The organism is Luteimonas sp. GW821-FHT14E02 (genome assembly GCF_058803905.1).
Window position 1 is genome coordinate 195,885 of record NZ_JBXAPK010000004.1, and the last position, 25,424, is coordinate 221,308.

Sequence of the window (25,424 nt, forward strand, 5' to 3'; positions counted from 1 at the left end):
TTTGACAGCCACATCAAACTAGCTGGTTCAGCCTCTCCCGTTCAATCAGCGCGATCAAGGTATCGAGGCGGCTGTCGTCGAAAGACACCGCCTGCCGTTCGGGGAATACTTCCGTTGCGAGCCGGGTCAGACTTCCGCCTCCGGGCATCTCGACCATCAGGCGCGCGCCGCGCTCGCGTGCAAGGCGCACGCTGTCGCGCCAACGCACGGGCGAGGCCATGTTGCGAGCCAGGTCGGTGGCGATCGCGCGTGGATCGGAGATCGGCCTGGCGAGGTTGCTGCTGAGGTAGGTCGAAATCGGTGGCGACAGGATGACATCGTCGAAGGCACGCGACAGGGAATTTGCGGCGTCCGCCAACAGGGGACAGTGCGAGGGCACGGCGACGTCAAGACGCAGGCATTGCCGCGCACCGTGTTCTCGGGCGAGCGCCGCGACGGCGCGCATGGCGGCTTCACTACCGGCGATGGTCATCTGTGTGTCGCTGTTGATGCCGGCAAGAAAGACAGGAAGCTGCTCGTTTCGAACGTGCTCGATCAGGCGTCCCAACGTGCGCTCGTCGAGACCAATGATCGCGGTGAGGCCGTAGCCATCGGGATACGCTTCTTCCATTAGCCGTGCGCGCAGGGCCACCAATCGCAGCGCGTCGGAATAGGCGAGCGCGCCGACTCCCACGGCGGCTGCGAATGCACCGATCGATAGCCCGCACATCATGTCGGCGGTCGCGCCTCGCGCGGCGAGGATGCGAACGCCAGTGACGCCGGCGATCAGGAGGCAGAGTTGTACGGAAACTGTCGAGCGCAATGCATCGATATCGTCGAGTTCGAGCACGTGCCTGCCGAGAATGTGGCTTGCTTCCTGCAGTGTCAGCTGCGTTTCGATGCAATCGGGAAGCCGGTGCAGCAGTCCGGGACGCTGACTGCCCTGGCCCGGAAAGACGAACAGGACGCTCATGGCGGCGGGTATGGTCCATCGAGATGTTCCGCCCATGGATCGCGTACGAGGCGAGGGCCATGATTGGTCTTCAGCAAGATTTCGCCGTCATCACGCATCCATTCCGCCAGAGCAAAGCCTCCACGACCGGTATCGATCTGCATATCGATGCGAATAGGGGCGGCGGCAAATGCTTCGGTCAAGATCACGAAGTATTCCTGAGTTGTCGCTTTGGGTACACGCAGAAGCAGATCGAGGTCGCTGTTGTTACTGAGGACTGTGGCACCGCAAGCCAATGCGAAGCCGGCGCCGCCCGTCACGCCCCAACGCCAGGGGGTTGCATCGAGAAGTGGGGCGAGTTCGCGCAAAGCGAATCGGATCGTCGGCGTGAGTGCAGCGTCTTGCCGCTCCCAGGCGCGTGCATCTGCCAATGCTTCCGGAGTAAGACAGTAACGGACTCGCGAAGGCGGAACGTAACTCGCATGACGTTGATGACGATGCGGGCCACGCATGCCGATGGCGATCAAGCCAGGTCGACTGTCGTCGCGCCTCACCACGACGGGCCACGCGGCATTTGCCCACGCAGGCATGGGGCCCGGGCCAACATCGTGATCGTCAAGCCATAAAAGGTCGTGAGGACGTGGCGAAGGGATGCCGGCACGATTCTCGTGCCACGCCGGGCATGCGACTGCTGTATCGCCTTGCGTCTGAAAGCTCATGCAAGAAATCAGTTCATCACAGCCTTGGTGGCCAGGAACAACAGCGAAGGTCCGAGCAGGCAGCCAAGTCCGGTATGGAAGGTGGCGATGAGAGTGCCGTAGGGCACGAGACGTCGATCGGTGGCGGCGAGGCCGGCACTGACGCCGCTGACCGTTCCTGCCAGACCACCGAAGATCATCGCCGATCGCGGCGTGCGTAGTCCGAGCAGTCGAGCCGCGACCGGCGTGCCGATCATGACGATAATCGCCTTCAACAATCCTGTCGCGATGCTGAGTGCCATCACGTCGGAGCTGGCGCCGATCGCCGCTCCCGTCACCGGCCCGACGATGTAGGTGACCGCACCGGCGCCGATGGTGGTCATGCTGACGGCATCGTCGTAACCCAACGCGTATGCGACCGTGGCACCCACCAGGAATGGCAGCAGCGTGCCGAGCACCAACGCGACGAATCCAATCAGGCCGGCCTTGCGCGCTTCTTCCACCTGCACCTCGAACGCCGTGGCGACGATGGCGAAGTCACGCAGCATCGCGCCGCCCATCAGGCCGATGCCGGCGAACTGCGAAAGATCCGCCAGCCCATGGCGTCCGCCGGTGCGCGTGCCACCCCAGTACGCCAGCAGCAGGCCGATCAGGATCGCGATCGCCGAGCCATGCACGCGGCCGAACGTGAGCCAGCGCGAAAGCTTGGCCGACACGCACATCACGATACCCACAACGGCGAATGCGGCGACCAGACCGTTGCTTTCGAGCAGTTTCGAGAGGGTTTCGTTCATGGCGAGGTCGCCGCAGCGTTATGAGCCTGGGTGGCTGCGGAGTTTTTCTCCGGCAGCGGCGGCAGCGAGGTGGCGTCGGTCCCCAACCGTGTCATCGCCGCGATGCACGCGCCGCAGACCAGGACCGCGCCGATCGCGGAGAGCAGGGCCACCGGGCCGCCGCGCAACGCGGTGACCACGTCCTGCTGCACGGCCATTGCGACCACGACCGGGATATACATCGCGCCCCAGTAGCCGACGCCGGATTCGGTGTCGCGTCCCAGCAGGCCACGTTTGTGCAGGAACAGGCGCGCCGCGATCAACAACAGCATCGCGATACCGACGCCGCCGACATTGGTTTTCACGCCGATGAGGCGGCCGAGCAGATCGCCGAGCAGCACGCCAATCAGATAACAGACCGCCAGTAGCGTGGTTCCATAGACAGCCATGAACTCTTCCTCCCAGAAGGCATCACGGTGCGGCGCGAGCCGCTTGCCAAAATCGTTATTGATCTTCTGCAGATATCTTTTGCGAAATGCTCCTTACCACTCCGCGCGCAGCCGTGCGCGCACCTCGCGCGATGCCGCGCGCAGCGGGCTGTGCAGGCGACTTTCCAGGCCTCGCGAAGCATCCTGGCGGATGTCGTGCAAGGCCATGCGCAGAACGCTGGCGACGTGTTCGATGTCGGTGGCGTCCGGCGTGTCCGGTGCGGCGACATCGATCAACTTCCATAACAATCCGAGTGAGGCATAGCTGCGAATGTCGTAGGCCATCGGTGGGACGTCGACAGTGAGAGCATCGAGCTCGTCGATGCCGCGCGCGGTGATCCGCGCGGCAGCGGCCTTGCCCATTGCATGTACGACGACCTGCGGGTCGTTGAAGGCGATGATGCGATTGGCCTGATAGCCATGGGCCAGCAGGGCACCCGACATGGCGTGACCGACGAGCAGTGCGATCACCGGATGACCTTGCAAGCGCGCGGAGGCGTAAGCATCGACGGCGGCGGCAAGCGACTGATGCAGGCCGTAAGCTTCTTCGCGATGTCCGTAGGCCTGGCTGGGTACATCGACGATTGCGACGATCGGTCGTTTCAACGGCGCATCGGAATCCGCATCGATCACGCCACGTACCGCTTTCGCCAGTTCCCAGCCTTCGAGCAGGCCAGTTTCGCCATTGCGTGCGCGTGGGAACGGATTGTCGGCGTCCGGAACAATGGTGATAAAGCGAGCCATCTCGCCGCCGAGTGGAGCATCCTGTACCCAGACGGAGCGCGAACTGTCCGGCGATTGCGGTGCGTTGCCGCAAAGCGCCTGTAGCCAGGATGCCCCACGGGTCTGATGCGCGCTGCTTGAGCGGGGCGAGGCATTCATGCGCGAAGCTCCGGGCCATAGAGCGCGGCGACGGCCGCAGGTTCGGCCTGCGTGGCGCCGTCGACACGCGCCAGCCGTGCCAGGAAATCCTCGATGCGTTCGCTGCGATGGTGGGCGGGGATGCCGTGTTCTAGGCAGTCGAGCATCGCATCGCGAACGGCTTCCACGTCATCGTCCACGTGACGATCGACCAGGCCAGTCCGATAACGTTGCTCTCCGCCGGTCAATCCCCAGATCATCGATCGATCGCGCGAATCGAACTCGTCGATGCCGGCCTCCTGTTCGATCACCGCCGGTCCGTTCAGGCCGAGGCGTGCTTCACGCGTGACGATCAGGTAGCTGCACAAGCCGGCCGCGATCGACATGCCGCCGTAGCAGCCGACCGGTCCGGCGCTGATGCCGATCACCGGCTGGTAGCGGCGCAGATCGACAATCGCCGACTGGATCTCGGCGATCGCGGCCAGGCCGAGATTGGCCTCCTGCAAACGCACGCCGCCGGTTTCGAACACGATCACCGCGCGCGTCGGAATGCCGCGACGATTGTCCTCGGCGGCAAGTTCGAGGCTGCCGGCGATCTTGCCCGCCGAGACTTCGCCCATGCTGCCGCCCTGGAAAGCGCCTTCGATCGCGAGCACCACCGCGGGCTCACCTTGCAGCGTGCCACGCGCGACCACCACGCCGTCGTCAGCTTGCGGCACGATGCCTTGGCGTGGCAGCCATGGCGAGACCAGCCGTTCAAATGGGCCGACCAGTTCGCGGAAGCTGTGTGGGTCGAGAAGCGCGCGGGCACGGGCACGCGCGGCGAGTTCGATGAAGCTGCGACGTTCGAGCAGCGCCTGAATATCCATGGTCATGCTCCGTGCGCTTCGCCATGCGCGAGTTCGGCGAAAACTTGCGACAGGCGCAGACGGACCACGCCTGGCGTCGCGCCGAAATCGTGGATCTCGATGTGGCTGGCTGGCAGTGCGGCGGCTTCGAAGATGCGTTCCAGCAACGCGCGCCAGGTTGGTTCCATGCCGTTGACGGAGGTAGTGATCGACACCGTGGTGCGTGCCTCGTCATTGGGTTCGAGCAACACCTCGAGGTCGCCCGAGGCGACGACGCCGGCCAGCGCACGACTGCGTGCCGGACGGCCAGCGGGGAATTCGTAGACGAGGGTTTCCATCTAGTCCTCCGATGTGGATTGGGAAGCGGTGGCTTCCAGACGATCGAGCAACAGCGTCGCCGCGAGCAGATCGGCGGCGCCGCCGGGAGAGATGTTGGCGGCGAGCATGTCGCGGTCCAGCGTTTGCAATGCGCGGCGCCCGGACAGCGTTCCGGTTCCGCCTTCGGCGAGGATGCGGCGTGCGCCGGTCTGGACAGAGCGCAGACCTTCCAAACCTGCCCGCGCGAGCACGCAGGTATCGTCGAGCGACGCCATGATCGCGAGCAGTGCATCCAGACGGGCCGAGGTTTCGCTCGCACCGCGCATGCGGGCGCGTTGCAGTGTCGGCAGGCCATGGTGGATCACATGTGGAAAGCCGGCGAATGCCTGTCCGCGCGCGCCGCCCACGCCGTATTCGCGGCGGGCACGTTCACCCTTGTGTCCCGTGTGCGTGGGGGCGTGTGGATCGTGCAGGCGCGCGAGCGCGCCCGCGCGTTGCGCGATCGCTTGCGGGTTGGTGTCGTCATGCGATTGGGCGGCCGCGGTTACCAGCAGGCCCAGGGCCCAGATCGCGCCGCGATGCGTATTGACGCCCCCCGTGGCGTACAACATCGCGCGTTCGCCTTCACGGCCGATCTCGCCAATGCGCGCGCGTAACGTCGGGGAGAGCGGCATGCGTGCGCCAGTCTCGGCGAGCCGGCGAAACATTGGACGCAGCGCCTGCGCCGAACGGCACATCAGCGCATAGTCCATGTCGCTGTGCGCGCCGCGATGTCGGCGGTCGACCAGTCCGGGCTTGGGGGTCAGTTGCGCTTCCTCGATCAACGCCAAGACGGCCTGTTCGCCCAGCCATCGCGATGCATCGGCCGTGATCTCGAAGACGGTGGACGTGTGCGTGGACATCACCAGCTCCTGAAACGAACCGGCGGGCGATACAGCCCACCGGACCAGGTCACCAAATCGGCCATGTTCTTCGCCGCGAGCAGGGAACGGTCGGCATCGTTGGGATCGATGCCGAGATCCTCGGGAAACGCGACCAGCCCGTCGCGCCGCAGTTGCGCGGTCGTCTTCGCGTCGCTGTGCAAACCGACAGGCGTGATGCCGGACACCGCCGCGATCATCGCCTTGCGCTGCTCGATCGAATCGGCCTTGTAGAGATAGGCGATGCCTTCCTCGGTGAGCACGTGGCTGACGTCATCGCCGTAGATCATCACCGGTGCCAGCGGCATCTTCGCCTCGAAACCGACGTCGATGGCGTCGAGTGATTCCACCACCGTCGGTTTGCTGGCGGACTGCCAGGTTTCCACCATCTGCACGACCAGCTTGCGCCCGCGTCCAAGTGGATTGTCGTCGCGGCGCAGATCGAGCCATGCCGGCGAGGCGTGTCGGCGACCGTGCGGGTCGTGCCCGAGATTGGGCGCGCCGCCGAAACCGGTCAGGCGGCCGTGGGTCACGGTGGAGGAGTTGCCGAGGCCGTCCATCTGCAGCGTCGCGCCGATGAACAGGTCGGTGGCGAACTGTCCGCACAACTGCGCCAGCGTGCGGTTCGAGCGCAAGGAGCCGTCGCGACCGGTGAAGAACACGTCCGGCCGCTGCGCGACGTAATCCTCCATGCCGAGTTCGCCGCCAAAACAGCACACGCTCTCCACCCAGCTGGTTTCGATGGCGGGAATCAGTGTCGGATGCGGATTGAGCGCCCAGTGCCGGCAGATCTTGCCGCGCAGGCCGAGGCGTTCGCCGTAGGTAGGCAGGATCAGTTCGATCGCCGCGGTGTTGAAGCCGATGCCATGGTTGAGCGACTGCACCTGGTGGCGTTCGTAGATGCCGCGGATCGCCATCATCGCCATCAGGATCTGCACCGGCTTGATCTGGCGCGGATCGCGGGTGAACAGCGGTTCGATGAAGAACGGTTGATCGGGGACGACGATGAAATCGACCCATGAGCCGGGGATGTCCACGCGCGGCAGGTCGGCCGGATCGTCGACGATTTCGTTGACCTGCACGATCACGATGCCGTCGCTGAAGGCGGCGGCCTCGATCAGGGTCGGGGTATCCTCGGTGCTGGCGCCGGTGTACAGGTTGCCGTGACGATCGGCCTTGTAGGCGGCGGCAAGCACGATATGCGGCCGCAGATCGATGAACAGGCGCGAATACAGTTCGAGATAGGTGTGGATCGCACCGACTTCGAGCGCACCGTCTTCCAGCAGCTGCGCCACGCGCAGGCTCTGGCCACCGGCGTAGGCGAAGTCGAGCTTGCGGGCGATGCCGCGTTCGAACAGATCCAAGTGCTCGGTACGGCCGGCGCTGGGAATGATCATGTGCAGGTCGTGCACGCGCGCCGGATCCACCTTGGCGAGATTGCGCGAGAGGAAGTCGGCCTGTTTCTGGTTGTTGCCCTCGACCACGACGCGGTCATCGGGGGCGATCAGGGTCTCGAGCGCTTCGACGATGCGTTCGGACGGCAGCACGATGCCGTCGGCCCATCCGCGCACACGCGCGAGGCGTTCCTGTTTGGCGGTCCGGCGGGTGGTCCAGCTGCGCTGCTGCGGGAGGAGGGGCGTGTCCATGCGGTCTGGGAGCGGAAGGCCTCGGCGTCGGTCCCGGGCACACTGCGCTGCGTCGTGGCGCACTTCAATCAATCCAGACGTAATTACATTACTATCAGGCTAATGATTGGTGCGGTCCCGGACCGGATGGAGGCGGTATGGCGATCGAAGACGGCCTGACCCTGAAGAAGCTCGAGGTATTCCTGGTCTTCATGCGGCTGGGCAACATGGCGCGCGTGTCGGAAGTCCTCGACACCAGCGTGGTGAGCGTGCACCGTGCGTTGCATTCCCTCGAAAGCGCGATCGGCTGTCCGCTGTTCAAGCTCGATGGCCGAAAATTGATCCCGTTACAGACCGCGTATGCGCTGGCCGATCATGCGCAGCGTGCCATCGACGGAATCGAGGAAGGGCTGCGGCGCACGCGTGAGATCGGTGGCCTGGTTTCGCCGCGGCTGAAGATCGGTTCCCTGTATTCGCTCACCGCGCAAATCATTCCGGAATTATTGGCGCGGATGAAGCTGCGAAATTCCGCGCTCGACGTCGATCTGACGCTGGGTTCCAACCGCCTGCTGCTGGAGCAGCTTGGCACGGGGCGCCTGGACGCGGCCGTGATTGCATTGAGCGAACCGAACACGGACGAGCGGCTGCTCGCGATTCCATTGTTCGACGATGTGATCTATCTCGCCGCGCCTGCTTCGTCACGTTACAGCCGGCGCAAGTCAGTTGACCTGGACGACATGCGCGAGGAGAAGTTCGTGCGCCTCCAGGATGGATTCGCGACCGCCGGAAGCTTCGATCGTGTCTTCGCGTTCGCCGGATATGAGCCCGAAGTGGTGATGCGCGTCGGCGATATCTTTTCGCTGGCCAATCTGGTCGGTGGCGGTGTTGGCTACAGTTTGCTGCCGGGGCGGGCCGGACATTTCAATCCGCATGTGCGATTGGTGCCGCTGGCCGAGCGCTACACCCTGCGACAGACCATCACGCTTCTGATGCCGCGCCGGCTCGAACAGCATCCGCATCTGGTGACACTGGCGGAAGAGTGCAGGGCATTGCAGCCTCTTGCATCGTCACCATCCCGGGCCCTTCACCATGCATCTCAGAACAAAGGGACGTATCTGTAAAAGCAAGAAACGAGATAGGGCACGACCAGGAAGAAGAGGATGGCGAGCTTGTACGCACCTAGCAGAAGATAGATGCAGCCATCGAATCCGGCGGTGGTCAGAGCAAACCACCGGTGATGTAAACGGTAAAGGGAGTCGTGCGCAAAAATGAATGCAGCGAATGCAAGGAGAAGAAAACCGTAGTTCACCAGGGCGCACCACAGCAGGATGGTGGGGATGTATCCAGTATCCATTGCGACGCCTTGTTGAAATGCTTTTTTTCGTGAGCTGTCGGGATATGCAGGAGATTTCGATACTCATCCGCAACGGACGACATTGATCCGATCGTCAACGGACCGAACGCCCGGCGCCGCCAAAGCGGCCTGATAGATCTCGTAGCGCCGGCTCCACGAGTCGACATTGCCTTCCAGCGTGACGCAGCCCTGGTCGTTCGCCTGCACCAGGATTCTGCGGGCCTCGAATTCCGCGCCGCGCCGAAGCGCCTGCTCGATGCAGCGGTGGACTTCGATGCCCTGTGCAACCGTCTTCAGCGTCAGATGATTGGTGACGCCATTCACGCCGGATATCCCCCTGAGCGCTTCCTCGGCGCGCTCTCGCTCGCTATTCCAGTCCGCGTTTCCCTCAAGGGTCACCCAGCCGTTCTGTACGGTGAGATGGATGGCGCCCTTGATGCTCTTGGCGCTCATGACTTCCAGCGCATGCAAGGCCAATGTCTCGTCGCGGCGCGTATCCATCACGGAGTTGATCATCAGATTCGGCACCAGCGCCCGGATGCCGCCGACACGCCAAGCGGCGGATTCGGCCGCGCACTTTTCCGCATAACTGCGCACGTGGCCGATCATGGAAACGACCCCGTTCGTCACGCGGACCAGAATGCCCGCTGCATCGACCTTCTCGGCGAAATCCAGTTCGTTCAGGATATCGGTCCGGATCCGCTCGTCGTCCATGCTTTCATCGCGTTCGGGAACCGAGCGCGTAGCGGGTTTGGGGAGCCATGGAGATGGCCGGCGCGAAGTGATGGCATTTCGCATCCGGTTGCGGCGCTTGCCGCGATGTGGTTGGACGTCGGCACCACCGTGGACCAACGTATCCACCGCACTGTCCGCCAGTTCGCGGGCTTGGTGGTGGAGGTCGGCGATGACCGACAGATCATCGGGGTTTTCGAGGGCGGACATGATGGCTTCCAGGTTATGGGTCAGTGCGAATAGAGCACCGGGAGGGAGGTGCCGATCAGCAGTTCGCGGGTGGCGCCACCCAACGCCCACTCGCGCAGGCGGGAATGGCCGTATCCTCCGGCAACGATCAAATGCGCATACGACTCACGTGCGTAATCGAGAAGAACGTCGCTCACGGATCGCGCTCCGCTATCACGCTGCACGAGCGTGGTCTTGATGCCGTGACGCGCAAGATGGGTCGTGATGCCAAGACCGGAGGCATCGTCGTTAGCGACTCCGCTGTCGCTTGGATTCACGGTCAGTACGTCGACCTGTTCGGCCATGCGCAGGAATGGCATGGCATCGTGCAATGCTCGTGTCGCTTCGGGCGAGGATTTCCACGCAACGAGAATCTTTCGGGGAAGCGCCGTCAGACGATATCCAGGTGGCACAACCAAAACAGGTCGTCCCGATTCGAACAACAAGCTGTTGAAATAGATGTGCATGGCGGTCGCTTCCAGCGTGTCGCCAACGGCGCCGGCAAGGATCGTGAGGTCGGCCCGCCGTGCGTGCTGCGCGGCCACCCGGTCTGCGACAGCGAACAAAGCTTTGACGGTTTCCGCTTCGCCCAGGACGCCTTCCCGGTCCATGCGGGCCTTGAGTTCCTTCATGCGCGCTTCGCTGCTGGCGCACTGCTCGTCGTAGACATCGCTCATGCTGCTTTCGAACATGGCGCCCCACGGGGAGCCCATGGGAAGCGGCATGGACACCACCTCGATGGCATTGAGATGGGCTTCAAAGGCTTTGGCGAGGGTCAGGGCGGCATCCAGGGCATTGTCGTCCGCGGGCATGCCGGTGATGGGGATAAGGAGATCTTTGAACATGACGCTTCCCTGGGTGATTGGCTCCAGGGCATTACAAAGCGGAGGCATGGGGCGAACACTGATCCAGATCAAGTGAATTGATCAGGGCTTGTCCGGCCATCCGGCCGCCCGTTTCGGGCATTTTTTGTTGGTGGAAATTGACTCAGGTCAAGGTGGGGCTGGGATCGCTTCGGATACTGCGGGCACGTCGAAACCCCGGAGCTTGCCATGACCAGTATCAACCCCGCTTCCGCTTACGTTGGACCTGATTACCCATCCTGGAAGGAACGTCTGAATGACGGGAGCGAGGTGCTGATTCGTCCGATCCGGCGTCAGGATGCGGCGGCTGAACGCCGTTTTCTGCGATCCTTGTCGCCGGAATCGAAGCGCTTTCGCTTTCTCGGAGAATTCGAAAGTCCAAGCGAGGCTTTCGTCGAAAAACTCACCGATATCGATTATGTCAACGATGTCGCATTGGTCGCCTTGACTGGCGAGGGTGAGAAGGAATGCATCGTCGGCGTCAGTCGCTATGCGGTCGATGGCACGCGTGACAACTGCGAATGCGCTGTCGTGGTGGCGGATGCCTGGCAGGGCAAGGGGCTGGGAACCTCGCTGATGCGGCATCTGATCAGGATCGCGCAGGACCGCGGATTGCATCGGATGGTGTCGATGGATCTCGCCGACAATATCGAGATGAAAGAATTGGCGGGCTATCTCGGTTTTCTATGCCATCCGGATCCGGACGACAGTCATCAAGTGATCTATTCCCTCACCTTGGATGATTGAAGCCGGAAATCTCCTGGAAGGCGCCGTCCTGCCCAGCGATAGGCGATCACGGAGATCAATGCTCCCAGACCGGCCAACGCCGTGTCTTTTTGTGAATCCCAGGTATCGCCTTGCGTGCCCAGGTAAGCCTGGCCGAGATCGCTGCCGAAGAACTCGGCGGCGCCCCATTCGATGGTCTCGTATAAGGTCCCGTGCGAAATCATGAACAGCCACGGCACCAGGAATCGCCAGATGCCACGCTGCGGCGCATAGGTGTCCAGGACTTCGATCGCCGCCGGCGTCACCAGCAAACCGTAGCTCAGATGCACCAGTCTGTCGAAATGGTTGCGTTGCCAGCCGAAGACATCATTTATGTCGAAACCGAGGACCGCCTTGCTCCATTGCTGATACGGAACTTCCGAGTAAGTGTAATGGGCGCCAATCGCGTGCAGGGCAAAAAATACGAATAGCAGCGTATAGGCGAAGTTGGACAGGCGCAGCTTGGAATACGTCAGGATCAGCAAGGGCAGGGAGACAAAGACCAGGGCGTTCTCCAGCAGCCAGTCCTCCCGGTAGAGCGGGGCGATCGCCAGCCACAGCCACCAGAGCAGGAACAGCGACAACAGCATGGTCGGGTAGCGGGAGGACATGTCTGATTGAAATTTGGCGTTGGCGCTGAAGGTATCCCGAATCGACGGGCAATTTCACCGCTCGGGCTCCTATTCTTGCCGTAATCGCGGAGTTCCTTGATCTGCCTCAATCTTTGCGGGCGCAACGGCTACAAGCATTTCCCATCGTCCCGGGACATTGCCGCCATGCATGTAGACAGCGCCGATGCTTGCATCATTTCGGCCAGTAATTCGGCAAATTCCGCCGATGCGGCGCCTGCCCTGGTCGCTTCCGAGATGAGTCCGGCTGTCGATGCGGCACATGGCAACGGATTGTCTTCCCAGGAGGCTTCGCAAAGGCTGCTTCGCGATGGGCCCAATGCACTTCCTCAACACGAACGCAGGCGTTGGCCGCGACTGTTATTCGATGTGCTGCGTGAGCCGATGTTGGCGTTGCTCATCGGTGCGGCGTTGCTGTACGCCGTGCTGGGAGAGCGTCACGACGCCATCATTCTTTCGCTATCGGTGGTATTGGTTGTTGCGTTGACGCTCTATCAGGAATTGCGCGCCGAGCATGCGCTGCAAGCGTTGCGGGAGTTGAGCAGCCCTCGTGCCAACGTGGTGCGAGGCGGTGTCATGGGGTCAATTCCCTCGGCTGATTTGGTTGTCGGTGATGCGATCATGCTCGCCGAGGGAGATCGCGTACCGGCGGATGCGCAGCTGATTACGGCCGACGACCTGTTTCTCGACGAGTCGTTGTTGACCGGCGAATCTGTGCCGGTTGGCAGGCAGGCGCAGAAGGACGAATCGGCTTCCCTCATCCGGGCGGGGACATTGGTTGTACGAGGGCGCGCTACCGCAGAAGTGACGGCGACGGGGCCGAGGACTGAACTTGGTAGGATCGGGGCGACGCTGAGCGCAACGGTGGATGAGATTACGCCGCTGCAACGCGAGATCCGCAAACTGGTGGGCCGGTTTGCCGTGGTGAGTATCGTTTCCTGTCTTTTCGTGGCGGTGCTGTATTTCGTGTCACATGGCGACGTGCTGCAGGCGCTGCTGGCGGGAGTCACTCTGGCGATGGCCAACATCCCGGAGGAATTTCCGGTGGTGCTCACAGTCTTCCTGGCATTGGGCGCGTGGCGCATGGCACGGCATCGGGTGCTGGTGCGACGGCCACCGGCCATCGAGGCGCTTGGTGCGGTCACGGTGCTTTGCACAGACAAGACAGGGACGCTCACGTGGAACAGGATGTCGCTGGCGAGTGTCTGCGTCGAGCGGGAAATCGCATGCGATGACGGCGAGCGTCTGGATGATGCCTCCGAGGCGCTGCTCCGCTGTGCCAATCTGGCCGGTGACAGTGAAGGATACGATCCGATGGATCGTGCCATCCGGGTCGCCGCCGAGCACTTGCCCGAAAATTCGTCGGCAGGTGCGTGGCTACGGCGTTATCCGGTCAAGCCTGCGCTTCCGGTCTATGCCAATGCCTGGCGCGGTCCCCATGCGATGGACGTCTATCTGACCTGCAAAGGCGCACCGGAAACCGTGGCCGGATTGTGTGGCCTGTCGCCAGAAGCAAGCAGCCGGATGTTGTCGCAAGCTGCGGCGATGGCGGCGCGTGGCTTGCGCGTTCTCGCGGCGGCGGACGCCATGTTGCCGGATCATGGCATGGCTCCGCCCGACGCCATCGGCGGCATTCGATTCTGCTGGCGTGGGTTGCTGGGATTGGCCGATCCATTGCGTCCGGAGGTTCCTGCCGCGGTTGCCGAAGCACGCGCGGCGGGCGTGCGGGTGATCATGATGACGGGGGATCATCTGGAGACCGCCCGGGCCATCGCGATCGCCGCGGATATCGATGCGCATCCGGAGGCGGTGACCGGGTCGGAGCTGGAGGATATCGACGGCAAGCATCTGCAATCGCTATTGGCACAAACGGACGTCTTTGCGCGGGTCCGCCCAGAACACAAGCTGCGGCTGGTGCATGCGCTGAAGGCGCAGGGTCACGTCGTAGCCATGACCGGTGATGGGGTCAATGATGCGCCGGCACTGGCCGCTGCGCATGTTGGCATCGCGATGGGCGGGCGGGGCACTGATGTCGCCCGGGAGGCTGCGTCGATCATTCTGCTCGATGACGATTTTGCCTCCATCGTGCGGGCGATCCGAATGGGCCGATCCATCTACGATAATCTTCGTCGCGCAGCGCGCTATGTGATCGCAGTGCACGTGCCGATCACCGGGTTGGCGATTCTGCCGTTGCTGTTCGGCTTTCCCCTGATCCTGATGCCGTTGCATGTCGTGCTGCTGGAAATGGTGATTGACCCGGCCAGCGCCATCGTTCTTGAACGTGAACCTGCCGCTGCCGATCTCATGCAACGTCCGCCGCGTTCCGCGAGTGCGCGGCTGATCAGCCTGCAAATCTTTCTGTCAAGCCTTATGCGAGGCGTGGTCGTCCTGGCCGCAGTGGTGGCGGTCTATGCGCTGGCTCATGCAATGGATTTGCAGTCCCGTCAAAGCGCCTGCTTGGCCTTCGTGGCACTGGTTGTCGGCAACGTATCGCTGATCATCCTGCATCGCACACGGCAAGCCGGGAAGTGGCGAATCATGTCGAGGAACCCTGTCTTCCTGCCGTTTACATCAGCCGTGCTGTTGGTTGTGGCGGCTATCGCGATGCTGGAAGTGCCGGCATCATGGTTCGGCTTCCTGCCCGTCACGCCGCTTCAGGCACTTTTCGCAGCACTTATGCCCGTATTGGCGCTTCTCATTGTGCGTGGCTGTAGTGCGATCCGGAGTCGATATCTGTAGCCCGGTCATGCGGACATTTTCGAAGCATGGTTGATATCGATCAAATCTGACTTGCGGGCAAGGAAGTCTAATCCCTTCGTCTATTTCGATGGGGCCTGGCGATCATGTCCTCACTTTCCGCCGATGCTGCGTGCTTCCGGCTTACATTCCTCGGTGCCAATGCCACCGTCACCGGATCACGCCATCTGGTAGAAACCGGGCACGCACGGTTGTTGGTGGATTGCGGGCTGTTCCAGGGGTACAAGGCATTGCGGCTGAGGAATTGGGCGCCATTTCCGGTCGCGCCGGACTCGATCGACGCGGTCATCCTGACCCACGCGCATCTGGATCATGCTGGTTACCTGCCGCGGTTGATACGCGAAGGGTTTCGAGGACCGGTGTGGTGCACGGACGCCACCCGGGCTCTGTGCGGCGTCCTGCTGCCCGATTCCGGGCGCTTGCTGGAAGAAGAAGCAAGCTACGCGAACCGCGTCGGCTCTTCGCGCCACCATCCGGCGTTGCCGCTGTATACAGAGCGCGAGGCGCAGCTCAGTCTGGAACGATTGCGTGCGGTGCCTTTCGACCAACCTTTCACGCCGGTACCGGGTGTGCGTGCGCTGCTGCGCCGTCAGGGGCACATCCTGGGCGCCGCCGCGGTCACGCTCGATCATGGCGGAACACGCATCACCTTCAGCGGGGATATCGGCAGGCCGCAGGACCCGATCATGCCGCCGCCGGCCGCACCCGCGGAATGCGACTGGATCGTTTGCGAATCCACCTACGGGGACCGTCGACATCCACCCGGAACGCTCAAGGAGGATCTGCAGAAGGCCCTTGTGCGCGTGCTCGCGCGTGGTGGCGTGGCTGTCATCCCGGCATTCGCGGTCGGGCGTGCGCAGCTGTTGCTGCACCTGATCACAAGCCTGCAATTGGAGGGCGAGATTCCGCAGGTGCCCGTCTACCTCAATAGCCCCATGGCCGCCGAGGTAACAGCGCTTTACGAGCGTTTCCCGACGCTGCACCGTCTGGATGCGGCCGCGCTGGATGTCATGCGACGGACGGTTCGACCAGTCCGTACTGTCGAAGAGTCCAAGGCGCTCAACCGCCGCAAGGGGCCGATGATCATCGTGTCGGCATCCGGAATGGCGACGGGCGGACGCGTATTGCACCATTTGATCGAATTCGCCCCCGATCCGCGCAATGCCATCCTGCTGAGTGGCTTCCAGGCCGCCGGCACTCGCGGTGCCGCGCTGGCGGCGGGCGCCAAGTCGATCCGCATCTTCGGACAGGACGTGACGGTCAATGCCGAAGTGGTCGCGCTGTCCAGCGCGTCAGCGCATGCCGATGCCGATGAAATCATCGCCTGGCTGGACGCCATGCCCCGCAGGCCCCGCGCCGTCTTCCTCACGCATGGCGAACCTGATGCCGCGGATGCCTTGCGCAAGCGCATCGAGCGGGGTCTGCATTGGGACGCGAGTGTTCCGGAGTATCGCGAAAGCGTGGATCTTCTGCAGATGAACCGGGACTCCCTTGACTCAGATCAAAGCCGCCCCGTCGCCGCTGTGGCGCAATGATCATCGATCCATCTATCCCGGCAGGAGAGAGGCAATGAACGACAAAGAGTTGCGCCAGTTCGTCATCGACGAGCTTGAGTTCGAGCCGAGCATCGACGCAGCCGACATCGGCGTTGCCGCTGAGAGCGGCGTGGTCACATTGAGCGGCTTCGTCAGCAATTACGCGCAGAAAATGGCAGCCGAACGCGCGGCCTGGCGGGTGAAAGGCGTGAAGGGCATCGCACAGGAAATCAAGGTGCGCCTGCCGAGCGACAAGAAGCAGAACGATGATGAGATCGCGCAGCGGATCCTCAATATCCTCGCCTGGAACACCATGGTGCCTCATGACGCGATTCGCGTCAGGGTATCCGATGGCTGGGTCAATCTGTCCGGGCAAGTGAACTGGAACTACCAGAGAGCTTCGGCGGAATCCGAGGTGCGAAAGCTCGGCGGGGTGAAGGGCGTCACCAACGATATTCAGCTCGCGCCGATCCCTCAGGTCGTGAACATCAAGCAGCACATCGAGGATGCCTTGAAGCGGCATGCCGAGGTCGAAGCCAGCCGGATTCGTATCGAAGTCCTCAATAACGGTGTCGTGCGTCTCGATGGGGATGTCGACAATTGGGACGAACGGCAGGCGGTTGAGAATGCCGCGTGGTCCACGCCCGGTGTTCGCATCGTGGATGGACATCTGCGCATCCGCTAGCGCCGCGGGCAGCTGGTTTTCGATTCGGACAGACAGCAGGAAACAACATGAACAGCGAAAAATTGAAGCAATACGTCATCGACGAGTTGAGCTTTGATCCCAAGGTCGATGCGACGAATATCGAGGTCTCGGTCCATGACCGTGTCGTGACTCTGTCCGGGCATGTGCGCAGCTTCGCGGACAAGATGGCCCTGGCCGACGCCGTTGCCAGGGTCAGAGGCGTGCGTAACATCATCCTCGATGTCGATATCTCACACGCCAACGGTGCCTCCATCAGCGACGAGGAGATTGCCAAGCGTGCCGTGGCCTTGCTCGACTGGAGCAATCGCCTGCCGCAGGGGGCGATCAAGGTGGCGGTGAAGGATGGCTGCCTGACGCTGTCTGGAACTGTCGATTGTGATTACCAGCGCTCCGAGGCCGAGCAGGAATTGAAGCATCTGGCTGGAATTACGGACCTGCACAACGGCATCGTCATTCGCAGTGCCGAGAAGAAAGAGGCCGTCCAGGAGTCCATCGAGGAAGCGATCCACAGGCACGCCAATCTCGACAACCCGAGAATCCGTGTCGACGTGGATGAGGACGGCAACGTGACGCTCAAGGGCAAGGTCGACGACTGGCTTGCCCGCCAGATCGTCGAAGACACGGCGTGGCTGGCAGCGGGGGTGAAGACTGTTGATAACCTGGTCAAGGTGCGCTGAGTCCTGCTCTAGCCGAGCCCTGTTCCAATCACTTGGCCGCCCTTGGAGGGCGGCCATCTGTTTTTCAGCGCTCTCCGGTGGTCGTGGTCACGAATCCGGCACCTGCTCATTCCCTCGATCTCGATGCTTTATCGACCCAAGCCTTCGATGGGGCAATCCAGATAGGGCTGCATCGCTGTCAGCAAGACGCCTCGCGGGGCGCCAGCGCCCCCCTCCTGGTGCGCCGCCGGTGCGGCGGTGAGATCGGCCATGACGTTGGCCAGCTGCGAAAGCCGGGGGTAAGGACGAAACGCCGTCAGCACGTCGTAACGCAACCCGAATTTTTCCGCCTGCGCGATCAGCGCTCCCGGGACTCCCCGCCTGCGCCAGATTTCCAGCAGCGTGTTTAGCCGCTCGCCGTGCACGGTCGCGCCGCGTTCCTCGGCCAGGTCGACCGATCCGCGCAGGCATCCTTCCGCCAGCGCGGCGGCGATCGTTTGTACCTGCAGAACGGCCTCGGCGGAGCCGTTGGGGAGTCGCAACAGGCGTAGTGCATCGTTCAGGCCAATGATGCCCACACGTAAACCGGAGGTCCTGGCGTTTGGGTCGAAGGTCTCCAGCGCATCGTCCAGAAAGCGTACCGACAGCGCTGCCATATCCAGGAAGAGATCGCGGTCGAAATAGGTATAAGTCTGCAAGGGCATCCGCACAAAGGCGGCGGCGTTGAGGACGGCGACCGGGGCTTCCAGGTTCTCCACGGGCACGGATGTGCCGGCATGGCAAAGCAGCCTCTCGTCCGGCAACATGCGCCAGCGGCTGAACGCGCTGAAGAAGCGATGTGCCCAGAGCAAGCCCTGTTGCGTCTCGGCGGCTGCGGCAGTCTTTGCGACCCGCCACCAGGTGTCGTCAACGGTCACATCGCGAAGGGCGGCGTCCTCGCGCCAGCGATACCAGGCGTCCCAGACCTCGACGGATCGAGGGTGGGCGAACTCGGTGGTGAAGCTCATGAGAATCCCGAATGCCGATGCGATGATGGCGACACTGTCGCCCGCATTGCCCTCTCAGGACTTGACCCGCATCAATGAGAGCTCTCATGACCGGGTGTTCTTCCCCGGCCTTCGTGGTCGAGGTTGCGGCGCAAGGCGGCCGCCAGATCCTCCAGGCGATAGGGCTTGCGCAGCAGTTCGAAGGCTTCGGATTCGGTGCCGTTGGCGGAATCCTCGTAACCTGAGGTCAGCAGAACGGCGAGTTCCGGATGCCGCTCTCGCGCGGACTGCGCCAGCTCCTTCCCGTTCATTCCGACGCCCAGCATGACATCGCTGAAAAGCAGGGCGACCGTGTCATCGGTCGCGAGGACGTCCAGGGCCTGCTGCGCGTCGCCGACCGCCTGCACCCGGTAGCCAAGGGAACGGACGAACGCGGCGGCGATCTCGCGAACGCCTGCCTCGTCTTCCACGATGAGGACGGTTTCGCCCGATCCGGCGGACAGCGGGCGGGGTGCCTCGGCCGGCTTCGTCTCTGTTTTGTGGGCGATCGGCAGGAACAGTTCCGCACGCGTTCCGTATCCGAGCCGGCTGTCGATGTGCAGGTGGCCGCCGCTCTGTTCGACGAAGCCGTACACCATGCTCAATCCCAGTCCGCTGCCGCGGCCGATGCCCTTGGTCGTGTAGAACGGTTCGACCGCTCTGGACAAGGTTTCCGGTGCCATGCCGACCCCTGTGTCGGCCACCGAGAACACGACATAGCGGCCGGCCGGCAGATCCTGCCTGGCATCCCGTTCGGGAATTCGCCGCTCCTCGGCCATCAGCGTGATGTCGCCGCCCCGCGGCATTGCGTCCCTTGCATTCAAGGCCAGGTTCAGCAGCGCCGAATCCAGCTGCGAGGCGTCCACGTATGCCGCTGGCACCGTATCGGCGCAGGTGACCTTCAGGCGGATCGTATCGCCCAGCGTCCGCCGCAACATCTGTTCCATATCGTGCAGGAGCCGCTGCGGGGCGACCGCGCTGGGGACCAGTCGTTGCCGCCTGGCGAAGGCCAGGAGCTTGCCCGTCAACTCGGCCCCGCGCGTGACCGAGCGCAGGGCGCTGGCGATCAGGTCAGCGGCCTCCGGTTGTTGTCCGTATTGCAATTCCAGCAATTGCAGGCTGCCGGACATGACGGTCAACAGATTGTTGAAATCGTGCGCGATGCCGCCGGTGAGCTGTCCGATCGCATCCAGACGCTGTGAGTGTGCAAGCTGGTCCTCGGTGCGTCGGCGTAGCAATAGGGCTGAGAGCAGATTGGCCACCGATTGCATCAGATGCAGGGCATCGTGGTCGAAGCGGTGCTTCTTGCTCGACCAGGCGAGCACCGCACCGATGGGGCGGTCCCGGTTCAGCAACGGGACGACGGCACCGCTTCCTGCCTTGGCGCCGGTCAGTGGAAATGTCTGCGGCTCTCGCGTCAAATCCTCCACGATCCAGGCTTGGCTGGTGACCGTGAAAGAAGCTGCTTTCCCTCGCGCTCCCGGCGTGCCAAGAATCTCATCCTCGGCTCCATGTGAGGCATGGATTTCCGATTGTCCATCTTCGCGCAACAGCACCACCGCCACCGTTTCCACGCCCAGGGCGTCTTCGAGCAGCTTGGGAATACCGGCTACGACGCCCTGTTCATCAGTCAACTCCAGCGCTTGCTGGCCGATGCGCGCCACCAGGGCATCGTAGCGTGCCCGCACGAGCGCCTGGCGGGCGCGCTGTGTTTCGGAGATGTCGCGGATGGACGCCAGATACTGCAGGCCATTCTCGGTCTGTAGCGGGCTCAAAGCGATCTCGACCGGGAACGTCGCGCCGTCCTTGCGCAATCCGATCAGCGCCATGCCTCCGTCGCCCATCGGGCGGATGCGCGGCGATGCCATGTAGCCCGCGCGATGCCCGCGATGGCGTGTGCGCACGTCCTCCGGAATCAGGTGTTCGACGCTCAGTCCGGTCAGTCCGTCAGGCGGGTAGGCGAACAGGGCTTCGGCCTGGTGATTGGCAATGATGATGCGCCCGGATGTGTCGACCACGATCAGGGCGTCGGGAACCATCTCAAAGAGTTGGGGAAACATGAGGCCCTCAGCGCGGCTTGACCGCGGCGGCGAACAGATAGCCCGCGCCGCGCACGGACTTGATCAGCAATGGATTCGCCGGATCGATCTCCAGCTTGCGGCGTAGTCGCCCGATCTGCACGTCGATCGCCCGATCGTAAGGGCCGGCGTCGCGGCCGTGGAGAGCGGTCATCAGCTGGTCGCGGGAGAGAACCTGTTGAGGTCGTTGCAGCAAGGTAAGCAGGAGATCGAATTCGCCGCTGGTCAAGGCGATCTCGACACCATCCCGACCGGTCAGGCGGCGTGCCGGCACCTCAAGATGCATACCATCGAACTCGAGCCCTTTGCCGGCGTGGCCCTTCGGCTCCTCGGCGGGCGCGCGCGCCCGGCGCAGGACCGAGCGGATCCGCGCGAGCAATTCGCGAAGGTCGAACGGTTTGGTTACATAGTCGTCCGCGCCCAGTTCGAGGCCGACGACGCGTTCGACGGATTCGCCCCGTCCACTGACGATGATCACAGGCCCCTGCCAGCGGTCACTCAGCTCGCGCATCAGGCTCAGGCCGTCCGCATCCGGAAGCCCGAGGTCGAGCAGGATCAGATCGTAATCCGGAGACTGCATGGCTACGCGCAGGTGCGCGGCGTCTTCGGCGAGGCTGACACGCAGTCCCTGCGAGCCCAGGTAGCGGGAAAGAATCGCGCCGATTTCGACGTCGTCGTCAACCACGAGGACGTGCGGTTGCCTGGGAAGCTGGCGGTTTTGCGTGGTATCGGAAGCCGACATCAGGCTGATGCACCCGGATGATTAGGGGCATGTTAGCCTCTTTGCCGGTCATGAGAGGTTCCGCTGTCCGGTCTTGTTCCGAAACGGGGGAATTCAGCGGGCGACCACGACCGGGATATCGCACTCGGCGAGCACTTTGGCTGTCACGGAGCCCAGGAACAGGTTCTGCAGCGCGCTATGCCCCTTCGAGCCCATGATGATCATGTCGCAGCGTTCAGCCCTGGCGGCTTTGACGATACTGGGCGCGGGCTCGCCGACCACCAGCTTCGTCACGAAGGCGGTCCGGGCGCGTTTGAGCCGCGCGCGTGCGGCCTTGGTCGCGTAGTTGCCATTTTCCTCGTGATAGCGTTTCACCGCCTCCAGCCCCAGCTTGACCGCCACCGCCTGCAATAACGGCGGGTCGGCATGGAACAGGATCAGTTCCGGCGGCTGCGCGAATTGCGATGCCAGCTTCGCGGCGAAACCGGCGGCGCGGGTGCTGATCGGGCTGCCGTCGACGGCCAACAGAATCTTCATGGTGCGGCTCCTGCCGTCGTTGCCGACTGCGACGGGAATGTACGGGGAATGTCTTCGGCGCCGGCAGCTTCCGACATCGGCCCTGGATCCCCATTGATCTGCATCAAGGCCCAACCGGCAAGCGCTGCTGCCGTGTCCTGTCGCGGGGCGTCGCGTATTGTTACAAACCGTTACACGATCAACACTCGCGCGTTTCGTTCCTCCCATAGCCTGCAGTCAGGCTCGATGAGGACACGGTCATGTTGGATACCCGCACGGCATACGAAGAAAGTTCACTCACTCCGGATATCGTCGTCACGCGGGATGCCCCGGTGCCTGCGATGCCGCAAGGGCTGGAAGCGCTGTTGCAGCCGCTGACATTGTCGCGCCGCCGGCTGCAGCGCAAGCAGACCCTGTTCCGCGCCGGACAGCCCTGCCATTCGCTGTTCTTCGTGCACGCCGGTTTCTTCAAGACCTGCGTCCTGAGCGAGGACGGCCGCGAGAAGATCACCGGATTCCATCTGCGCGGCGATCTCCTGGGCATCGATTCCTTCGACATGCCTACTTATGCCTGCGATGCCGTCGCCCTGGACACCAGCGAAGTGTGGGAGCTTCCGCTGACGGTGTTGCAGGAACGCAATATGGATTTGCTTCCCGCCGTGACCGCCACCCTGGCCAGCGAATTGCGCCGTGACGGGCGATGGATGCTGGCGCTAAGCACCCTCAACGCCGAGCAGCGGGTGGCCATCTTCCTGCTGGACCTGGCCGCGCGCTTCACCGCGCTGGGTTTCAGCGCCCGGCATGTGATGCTGCGCATGACCCGGGCCGAACTGGGCAGCTTCCTGGCGCTGCAGCTGGAGACCGTGACGCGGGCGCTTTCGCGCCTGGCGGGCTCGGGCATGATCGAAGTGGGGGGCAGGGAAATCCTGATCAAGAACCCGGTTGCCCTGCGTGCAATGCTGATGGTTTGAACCCGCGTCTTTTCGGATCGCGGGCCGGTGGAATTGAACCGGCCCGGTCACACGGACACCGTCGCCTCGGGGTGTGCTAGGGTCTGCGGGCCGGATTGAAATCCGGCCGCGAGTCCCACACGTCTACAGTCCGAGTTTGTCCGCGGAGCCGGAAGTGACGCTTCAGCCCATCGTTTGTTGGCAGGGACGCCGACGTCATGTCGCGCATCTCCGCCACGTGGTGGGCAGTGCGCTGTTGTTGCTGTCCGCCTCGATCGCGACGGCAGCCACCCCCACGCCGGAAAATCCGAAGGCGGGATTGATCGGCGAGACCGTGACGCTCGCCTCGCTGCACAAGGCGGCGCCCGACGCAGATCCCGACATCCTGGCCATGGCGCTGGAAGCGCGCACCTGTGCGCAATCGAGCGGGCAGGCTGTGCAGGCGCAGCGATTGGCGGTCATCGATTACACGCGTCCTTCCACGCAGCGCCGGCTATGGATTTTCGATCTGGCCAGCGGCCGCCTGTTGTTTTCCGAGTACGTCGCCCATGGCCGCGGAAGCGGCGACAACTTCGCGGCCGTATTTTCCAACGCGGACGGCAGTCACGCATCGAGCCTTGGCCTGTTCGAGACCGCGGAAACCTACATGGGTGGCAACGGCTATTCGTTGCGCCTGGACGGGCTGGAGCCGGGCTTCAACGATCATGCGCGTGACCGGGCGATCGTGATGCATGGCGCCTGGTATGTCGATCCGACCCTCGCGCAACGACAAGGCCGGCTTGGACGAAGCTACGGCTGTCCGGCGATTCGGCAAGCCGTGGCACGGCCGGTCATCGATGCCCTCAAGAGCGGGCAACTGTTGTTTGCCTACTATCCGGACGCGGCGTGGCTGAAAAGTACGCGCATGCTCGGATGCAAGAACCCGCTCGCCATGAGGTCCGGCGCACGCGCTGAAAAGTAGGTTCCGGCCCGCACACAGGATTGATCCCGATCAAGACCGCCTGTGGCGGTCGCGCCATGCTGCGCAATAACGCAGCTGGTGGAGTGCATCGTTGTCCTTGAAGTGTCTCGTCATCGTCTTCGCGATCCTGTGCGGCGTGGCGACGGTGACGTCGGCAAGCCCGGCCACGCAGGCCGAGTCCCTGCGGCCGGGCGAATATGTCTGGACTCCGCAACTCGCGCCATCCGGCCCGATGGTCGTAGTGGTGAGCCTGCCGAGGCAGCAGGCCTACGTGTATCGCAACGGAGTGCGGATTGGCGTGTCCACCGTCAGCACCGGCAAGTCCGGTCATGAGACGCCCGCGGGGGTCTATACGATTCTGCAGAAACATCGCGAGCACTATTCCAATCTCTACAACAACGCGCCGATGCCCTACATGCAACGGTTGACCTGGAGTGGCATCGCGCTGCATGCCGGCCGGGTGCCAGGCTATCCGGCCTCGCACGGCTGCATAAGATTGCCGAAGGGATTCGCCGAACGACTGTTCGCGGAGACGGCGCCGGGGACAGTCGTGGTCGTGGCCGCATCCGGAATCTCTCCGCCGTCGGTCACGTCTCCCGGTCTATTCGCGCCGATAGACACCTCGACGGGTGTGGTATGGACAGAGGATTCACCGGCAACAGCCGACTACGTCTGGAATCCGGAACTGGCCCCTGAAGGCCCCATCACGGTTCTGCTCAGTACCAGCGATCGCAAAGTGGTGGTGATCCGCAATGCGGTGCAGATCGGGCAGGCGTTGCTCAAAGTGGAAGGCGCCCCGCTGCAAGGCACGCATGCTTATGTCCTGCTCGAGGGAATGGGAGACGGGCCGAGCAGAGTCATTGCCGGCCGTCCGGCGCTGCGCTGGATGTCACTCTCCGTTCCCGATGGGGAGGCGGACTCTTTCGCCTTGCGAGATGCCGTGTCGTCGGGCCGCATCTCCCTGTCGCAGGATTTCCTGCAATCGCTCTATGACGCACTTCGCCCTGGTGCGACCATCATCGCCACCGACGAGCCATTGTCTCCGCGCGAAACCGAGCGGACTGTCATGGAGGCTGTGCCATCGATCGGCGTGGATCCGAAATGATTCCACTTCTTGTCAGATCGGCAGTCGCTTCTTGATCTGAATCAATACTCGCTGCAAGGGCACGTGTTCCCATCACTTCAAGCCCCGTGGCAGGAAGGCGATGACAGGCCCGACGCGACGACACCGCGATTCCGAACTCCAGGCGCCGGCGAGAACCGGTTCCTCGCGCCGACCGATATCGAGCCGGAAGTCGCGATCGGAATTCGCGGGTGCAACCGCATTTCCCGTCAGAACGCGCCTGCTGCGGGGTGTTTTCATGACGGTAGTGATCAAGCTTCTAGCGTTGGTCGCACTTTATCTTTTGTTCTTTTCTCCATCGCATCGCGCATCGCCGGATGACGCCGATGTCGCACGGCGCATCCTTCCTTCCAGGTGAAATTC

General features: G+C 63.0%; 27 protein-coding genes. 10 read left to right on the top strand and 17 right to left on the bottom strand.

Going from position 1 to position 25,424, the window contains the following annotated elements; all coding sequences use genetic code 11:
- Window positions 1-13 precede the first annotated feature (13 nt).
- The 9 genes from mdcH to mdcA all read right to left on the bottom strand — a co-directional run bounded on the left by mdcH (window position 14) and on the right by mdcA (window position 7,483).
- Window positions 14-988, bottom strand: coding sequence for a malonate decarboxylase subunit epsilon (gene mdcH / locus AC1RNP_RS08475; protein ID WP_493050810.1), 975 nt, complete (start codon window positions 986-988; stop codon window positions 14-16).
- Window positions 949-1,650 carry a malonate decarboxylase holo-ACP synthase gene (locus AC1RNP_RS08480; protein ID WP_493050811.1) on the bottom strand — a complete coding sequence of 234 codons (702 nt, stop codon included), beginning with the start codon at window positions 1,648-1,650 and terminating at the stop codon, window positions 949-951. The genes mdcH and AC1RNP_RS08480 overlap by 40 nt, the downstream gene beginning before the upstream one ends.
- Before the next feature lie 8 nt (window positions 1,651-1,658).
- On the bottom strand, window positions 1,659-2,423 hold the full coding sequence (gene madM, locus AC1RNP_RS08485; RefSeq protein ID WP_493050812.1) for a malonate transporter subunit MadM: 765 nt from the start codon (window positions 2,421-2,423) through the stop codon (window positions 1,659-1,661).
- On the bottom strand, window positions 2,420-2,851 hold the full coding sequence (gene madL, locus AC1RNP_RS08490; protein ID WP_493050813.1) for a malonate transporter subunit MadL: 432 nt from the start codon (window positions 2,849-2,851) through the stop codon (window positions 2,420-2,422). Before madL ends, madM begins: the two co-directional genes overlap by 4 nt.
- Before the next feature lie 93 nt (window positions 2,852-2,944).
- Window positions 2,945-3,772 (bottom strand): biotin-independent malonate decarboxylase subunit gamma, encoded by an 828-nt coding sequence (gene mdcE, locus AC1RNP_RS08495; RefSeq protein WP_493050814.1) that lies wholly within the window; start codon window positions 3,770-3,772, stop codon window positions 2,945-2,947.
- Window positions 3,769-4,620: a biotin-independent malonate decarboxylase subunit beta gene (locus AC1RNP_RS08500; protein ID WP_493050815.1), complete on the bottom strand. Its 852-nt coding sequence runs from the start codon at window positions 4,618-4,620 to the stop codon at window positions 3,769-3,771. The genes mdcE and AC1RNP_RS08500 overlap by 4 nt, the downstream gene beginning before the upstream one ends.
- Window positions 4,621-4,622: 2 nt before the next feature.
- Entirely contained in the window at window positions 4,623-4,937 is a 315-nt protein-coding gene (locus AC1RNP_RS08505) for a malonate decarboxylase subunit delta (protein ID WP_493050816.1), read from the bottom strand.
- A complete protein-coding gene (locus tag AC1RNP_RS08510; protein WP_493050817.1) occupies window positions 4,938-5,819 on the bottom strand; it encodes a triphosphoribosyl-dephospho-CoA synthase in 882 nt (293 codons plus the stop codon).
- Window positions 5,819-7,483, bottom strand: coding sequence for a malonate decarboxylase subunit alpha (mdcA, locus tag AC1RNP_RS08515; RefSeq protein ID WP_493050818.1), 1,665 nt, complete (start codon window positions 7,481-7,483; stop codon window positions 5,819-5,821). Before mdcA ends, AC1RNP_RS08510 begins: the two co-directional genes overlap by 1 nt.
- Before the next feature lie 137 nt (window positions 7,484-7,620).
- On the opposite strand from mdcA, the gene AC1RNP_RS08520 reads away from it, so the two are divergent.
- Window positions 7,621-8,583 carry a LysR family transcriptional regulator gene (locus AC1RNP_RS08520; RefSeq protein WP_493050819.1) on the top strand — a complete coding sequence of 321 codons (963 nt, stop codon included), beginning with the start codon at window positions 7,621-7,623 and terminating at the stop codon, window positions 8,581-8,583.
- On the opposite strand, the gene AC1RNP_RS08525 is transcribed toward AC1RNP_RS08520, so the two are convergent.
- The 3 genes from AC1RNP_RS08525 to AC1RNP_RS08535 all read right to left on the bottom strand — a co-directional run bounded on the left by AC1RNP_RS08525 (window position 8,559) and on the right by AC1RNP_RS08535 (window position 10,621).
- Window positions 8,559-8,816 carry a DUF6868 family protein gene (locus AC1RNP_RS08525; protein ID WP_493050820.1) on the bottom strand — a complete coding sequence of 86 codons (258 nt, stop codon included), beginning with the start codon at window positions 8,814-8,816 and terminating at the stop codon, window positions 8,559-8,561. The two genes, AC1RNP_RS08520 and AC1RNP_RS08525, sit on opposite strands and share 25 nt — an antisense overlap.
- Before the next feature lie 63 nt (window positions 8,817-8,879).
- Window positions 8,880-9,758 (bottom strand): BON domain-containing protein, encoded by an 879-nt coding sequence (locus AC1RNP_RS08530; protein ID WP_493050821.1) that lies wholly within the window; start codon window positions 9,756-9,758, stop codon window positions 8,880-8,882.
- Between the two features lie 20 nt (window positions 9,759-9,778).
- The gene (locus tag AC1RNP_RS08535) at window positions 9,779-10,621 is read right to left on the bottom strand and encodes a universal stress protein (RefSeq protein WP_493050822.1); all 843 of its coding nucleotides are present in this window, start codon (window positions 10,619-10,621) and stop codon (window positions 9,779-9,781) included.
- A 207-nt stretch (window positions 10,622-10,828) separates the two neighbouring features.
- Between AC1RNP_RS08535 and AC1RNP_RS08540 the strand changes: the two genes are divergently transcribed.
- Entirely contained in the window at window positions 10,829-11,386 is a 558-nt protein-coding gene (locus AC1RNP_RS08540; protein WP_493050823.1) for a GNAT family N-acetyltransferase, read from the top strand.
- Here AC1RNP_RS08540 and AC1RNP_RS08545 read toward each other — a convergent pair.
- Entirely contained in the window at window positions 11,362-11,994 is a 633-nt protein-coding gene (locus AC1RNP_RS08545) for a DUF2238 domain-containing protein (RefSeq protein ID WP_493050824.1), read from the bottom strand. The two genes, AC1RNP_RS08540 and AC1RNP_RS08545, sit on opposite strands and share 25 nt — an antisense overlap.
- A gap of 186 nt (window positions 11,995-12,180) precedes the next feature.
- Here AC1RNP_RS08545 and AC1RNP_RS08550 point away from each other — a divergent pair, with 186 nt between their 5' ends.
- The 4 genes from AC1RNP_RS08550 to AC1RNP_RS08565 all read left to right on the top strand — a co-directional run bounded on the left by AC1RNP_RS08550 (window position 12,181) and on the right by AC1RNP_RS08565 (window position 17,708).
- A complete protein-coding gene (locus tag AC1RNP_RS08550) occupies window positions 12,181-14,772 on the top strand; it encodes a cation-translocating P-type ATPase (RefSeq protein ID WP_493050825.1) in 2,592 nt (863 codons plus the stop codon).
- Between the two features lie 104 nt (window positions 14,773-14,876).
- Window positions 14,877-16,325 (top strand): MBL fold metallo-hydrolase RNA specificity domain-containing protein, encoded by a 1,449-nt coding sequence (locus tag AC1RNP_RS08555; RefSeq protein WP_493050826.1) that lies wholly within the window; start codon window positions 14,877-14,879, stop codon window positions 16,323-16,325.
- Between the two features lie 49 nt (window positions 16,326-16,374).
- Complete coding sequence (locus tag AC1RNP_RS08560) at window positions 16,375-17,010, top strand: BON domain-containing protein (protein ID WP_493050827.1); 636 nt, start codon at window positions 16,375-16,377, stop codon at window positions 17,008-17,010.
- A gap of 47 nt (window positions 17,011-17,057) precedes the next feature.
- Window positions 17,058-17,708 carry a BON domain-containing protein gene (locus AC1RNP_RS08565; RefSeq protein ID WP_493050828.1) on the top strand — a complete coding sequence of 217 codons (651 nt, stop codon included), beginning with the start codon at window positions 17,058-17,060 and terminating at the stop codon, window positions 17,706-17,708.
- A 128-nt stretch (window positions 17,709-17,836) separates the two neighbouring features.
- On the opposite strand, the gene AC1RNP_RS08570 is transcribed toward AC1RNP_RS08565, so the two are convergent.
- The 4 genes from AC1RNP_RS08570 to AC1RNP_RS08585 form a co-directional block, all read right to left on the bottom strand.
- Window positions 17,837-18,694 (bottom strand): ribonucleotide reductase N-terminal alpha domain-containing protein, encoded by an 858-nt coding sequence (locus AC1RNP_RS08570; protein WP_493050829.1) that lies wholly within the window; start codon window positions 18,692-18,694, stop codon window positions 17,837-17,839.
- A gap of 71 nt (window positions 18,695-18,765) precedes the next feature.
- Window positions 18,766-20,772 carry a PAS domain S-box protein gene (locus AC1RNP_RS08575; protein ID WP_493050830.1) on the bottom strand — a complete coding sequence of 669 codons (2,007 nt, stop codon included), beginning with the start codon at window positions 20,770-20,772 and terminating at the stop codon, window positions 18,766-18,768.
- Window positions 20,773-20,779: 7 nt separating this feature from the next.
- Window positions 20,780-21,532, bottom strand: a complete 753-nt coding sequence (locus AC1RNP_RS08580; RefSeq protein ID WP_493050831.1) for a response regulator — start codon at window positions 21,530-21,532, stop codon at window positions 20,780-20,782.
- A 93-nt stretch (window positions 21,533-21,625) separates the two neighbouring features.
- The gene (locus AC1RNP_RS08585; RefSeq protein WP_493050832.1) at window positions 21,626-22,048 is read right to left on the bottom strand and encodes a universal stress protein; all 423 of its coding nucleotides are present in this window, start codon (window positions 22,046-22,048) and stop codon (window positions 21,626-21,628) included.
- Between the two features lie 239 nt (window positions 22,049-22,287).
- On the opposite strand from AC1RNP_RS08585, the gene AC1RNP_RS08590 reads away from it, so the two are divergent.
- From AC1RNP_RS08590 to cydP, 4 genes are all read left to right on the top strand, one after another.
- On the top strand, window positions 22,288-22,998 hold the full coding sequence (locus AC1RNP_RS08590) for a helix-turn-helix domain-containing protein (RefSeq protein WP_493050833.1): 711 nt from the start codon (window positions 22,288-22,290) through the stop codon (window positions 22,996-22,998).
- Window positions 22,999-23,215: 217 nt separating this feature from the next.
- A complete protein-coding gene (locus AC1RNP_RS08595) occupies window positions 23,216-23,938 on the top strand; it encodes a murein L,D-transpeptidase catalytic domain family protein (protein WP_493050997.1) in 723 nt (240 codons plus the stop codon).
- A 91-nt stretch (window positions 23,939-24,029) separates the two neighbouring features.
- Window positions 24,030-25,043 carry a L,D-transpeptidase gene (locus tag AC1RNP_RS08600; RefSeq protein ID WP_493050834.1) on the top strand — a complete coding sequence of 338 codons (1,014 nt, stop codon included), beginning with the start codon at window positions 24,030-24,032 and terminating at the stop codon, window positions 25,041-25,043.
- 256 nt (window positions 25,044-25,299) lie between these two features.
- The gene (cydP, locus tag AC1RNP_RS08605; RefSeq protein WP_493050835.1) at window positions 25,300-25,419 is read left to right on the top strand and encodes a cytochrome oxidase putative small subunit CydP; all 120 of its coding nucleotides are present in this window, start codon (window positions 25,300-25,302) and stop codon (window positions 25,417-25,419) included.
- The last annotated feature ends 5 nt before the right edge of the window (window positions 25,420-25,424 follow it).

Coding starts and splice junctions, on each gene's coding strand:
- mdcH (WP_493050810.1), bottom strand. CDS start 988: ATGGGCGGAACATCTCGATGGACCATACCCGCCGCCATGAGCGTCCTG.
- AC1RNP_RS08480 (WP_493050811.1), bottom strand. CDS start 1,650: ATGAGCTTTCAGACGCAAGGCGATACAGCAGTCGCATGCCCGGCGTGG.
- madM (WP_493050812.1), bottom strand. CDS start 2,423: ATGAACGAAACCCTCTCGAAACTGCTCGAAAGCAACGGTCTGGTCGCC.
- madL (WP_493050813.1), bottom strand. CDS start 2,851: ATGGCTGTCTATGGAACCACGCTACTGGCGGTCTGTTATCTGATTGGC.
- mdcE (WP_493050814.1), bottom strand. CDS start 3,772: ATGAATGCCTCGCCCCGCTCAAGCAGCGCGCATCAGACCCGTGGGGCA.
- AC1RNP_RS08500 (WP_493050815.1), bottom strand. CDS start 4,620: ATGGATATTCAGGCGCTGCTCGAACGTCGCAGCTTCATCGAACTCGCC.
- AC1RNP_RS08505 (WP_493050816.1), bottom strand. CDS start 4,937: ATGGAAACCCTCGTCTACGAATTCCCCGCTGGCCGTCCGGCACGCAGT.
- AC1RNP_RS08510 (WP_493050817.1), bottom strand. CDS start 5,819: ATGTCCACGCACACGTCCACCGTCTTCGAGATCACGGCCGATGCATCG.
- mdcA (WP_493050818.1), bottom strand. CDS start 7,483: ATGGACACGCCCCTCCTCCCGCAGCAGCGCAGCTGGACCACCCGCCGG.
- AC1RNP_RS08520 (WP_493050819.1), top strand. CDS start 7,621: ATGGCGATCGAAGACGGCCTGACCCTGAAGAAGCTCGAGGTATTCCTG.
- AC1RNP_RS08525 (WP_493050820.1), bottom strand. CDS start 8,816: ATGGATACTGGATACATCCCCACCATCCTGCTGTGGTGCGCCCTGGTG.
- AC1RNP_RS08530 (WP_493050821.1), bottom strand. CDS start 9,758: ATGTCCGCCCTCGAAAACCCCGATGATCTGTCGGTCATCGCCGACCTC.
- AC1RNP_RS08535 (WP_493050822.1), bottom strand. CDS start 10,621: ATGTTCAAAGATCTCCTTATCCCCATCACCGGCATGCCCGCGGACGAC.
- AC1RNP_RS08540 (WP_493050823.1), top strand. CDS start 10,829: ATGACCAGTATCAACCCCGCTTCCGCTTACGTTGGACCTGATTACCCA.
- AC1RNP_RS08545 (WP_493050824.1), bottom strand. CDS start 11,994: ATGCTGTTGTCGCTGTTCCTGCTCTGGTGGCTGTGGCTGGCGATCGCC.
- AC1RNP_RS08550 (WP_493050825.1), top strand. CDS start 12,181: ATGCATGTAGACAGCGCCGATGCTTGCATCATTTCGGCCAGTAATTCG.
- AC1RNP_RS08555 (WP_493050826.1), top strand. CDS start 14,877: ATGTCCTCACTTTCCGCCGATGCTGCGTGCTTCCGGCTTACATTCCTC.
- AC1RNP_RS08565 (WP_493050828.1), top strand. CDS start 17,058: ATGAACAGCGAAAAATTGAAGCAATACGTCATCGACGAGTTGAGCTTT.
- AC1RNP_RS08570 (WP_493050829.1), bottom strand. CDS start 18,694: ATGAGCTTCACCACCGAGTTCGCCCACCCTCGATCCGTCGAGGTCTGG.
- AC1RNP_RS08575 (WP_493050830.1), bottom strand. CDS start 20,772: ATGTTTCCCCAACTCTTTGAGATGGTTCCCGACGCCCTGATCGTGGTC.
- AC1RNP_RS08580 (WP_493050831.1), bottom strand. CDS start 21,532: ATGTCGGCTTCCGATACCACGCAAAACCGCCAGCTTCCCAGGCAACCG.
- AC1RNP_RS08585 (WP_493050832.1), bottom strand. CDS start 22,048: ATGAAGATTCTGTTGGCCGTCGACGGCAGCCCGATCAGCACCCGCGCC.
- AC1RNP_RS08590 (WP_493050833.1), top strand. CDS start 22,288: ATGTTGGATACCCGCACGGCATACGAAGAAAGTTCACTCACTCCGGAT.
- cydP (WP_493050835.1), top strand. CDS start 25,300: ATGACGGTAGTGATCAAGCTTCTAGCGTTGGTCGCACTTTATCTTTTG.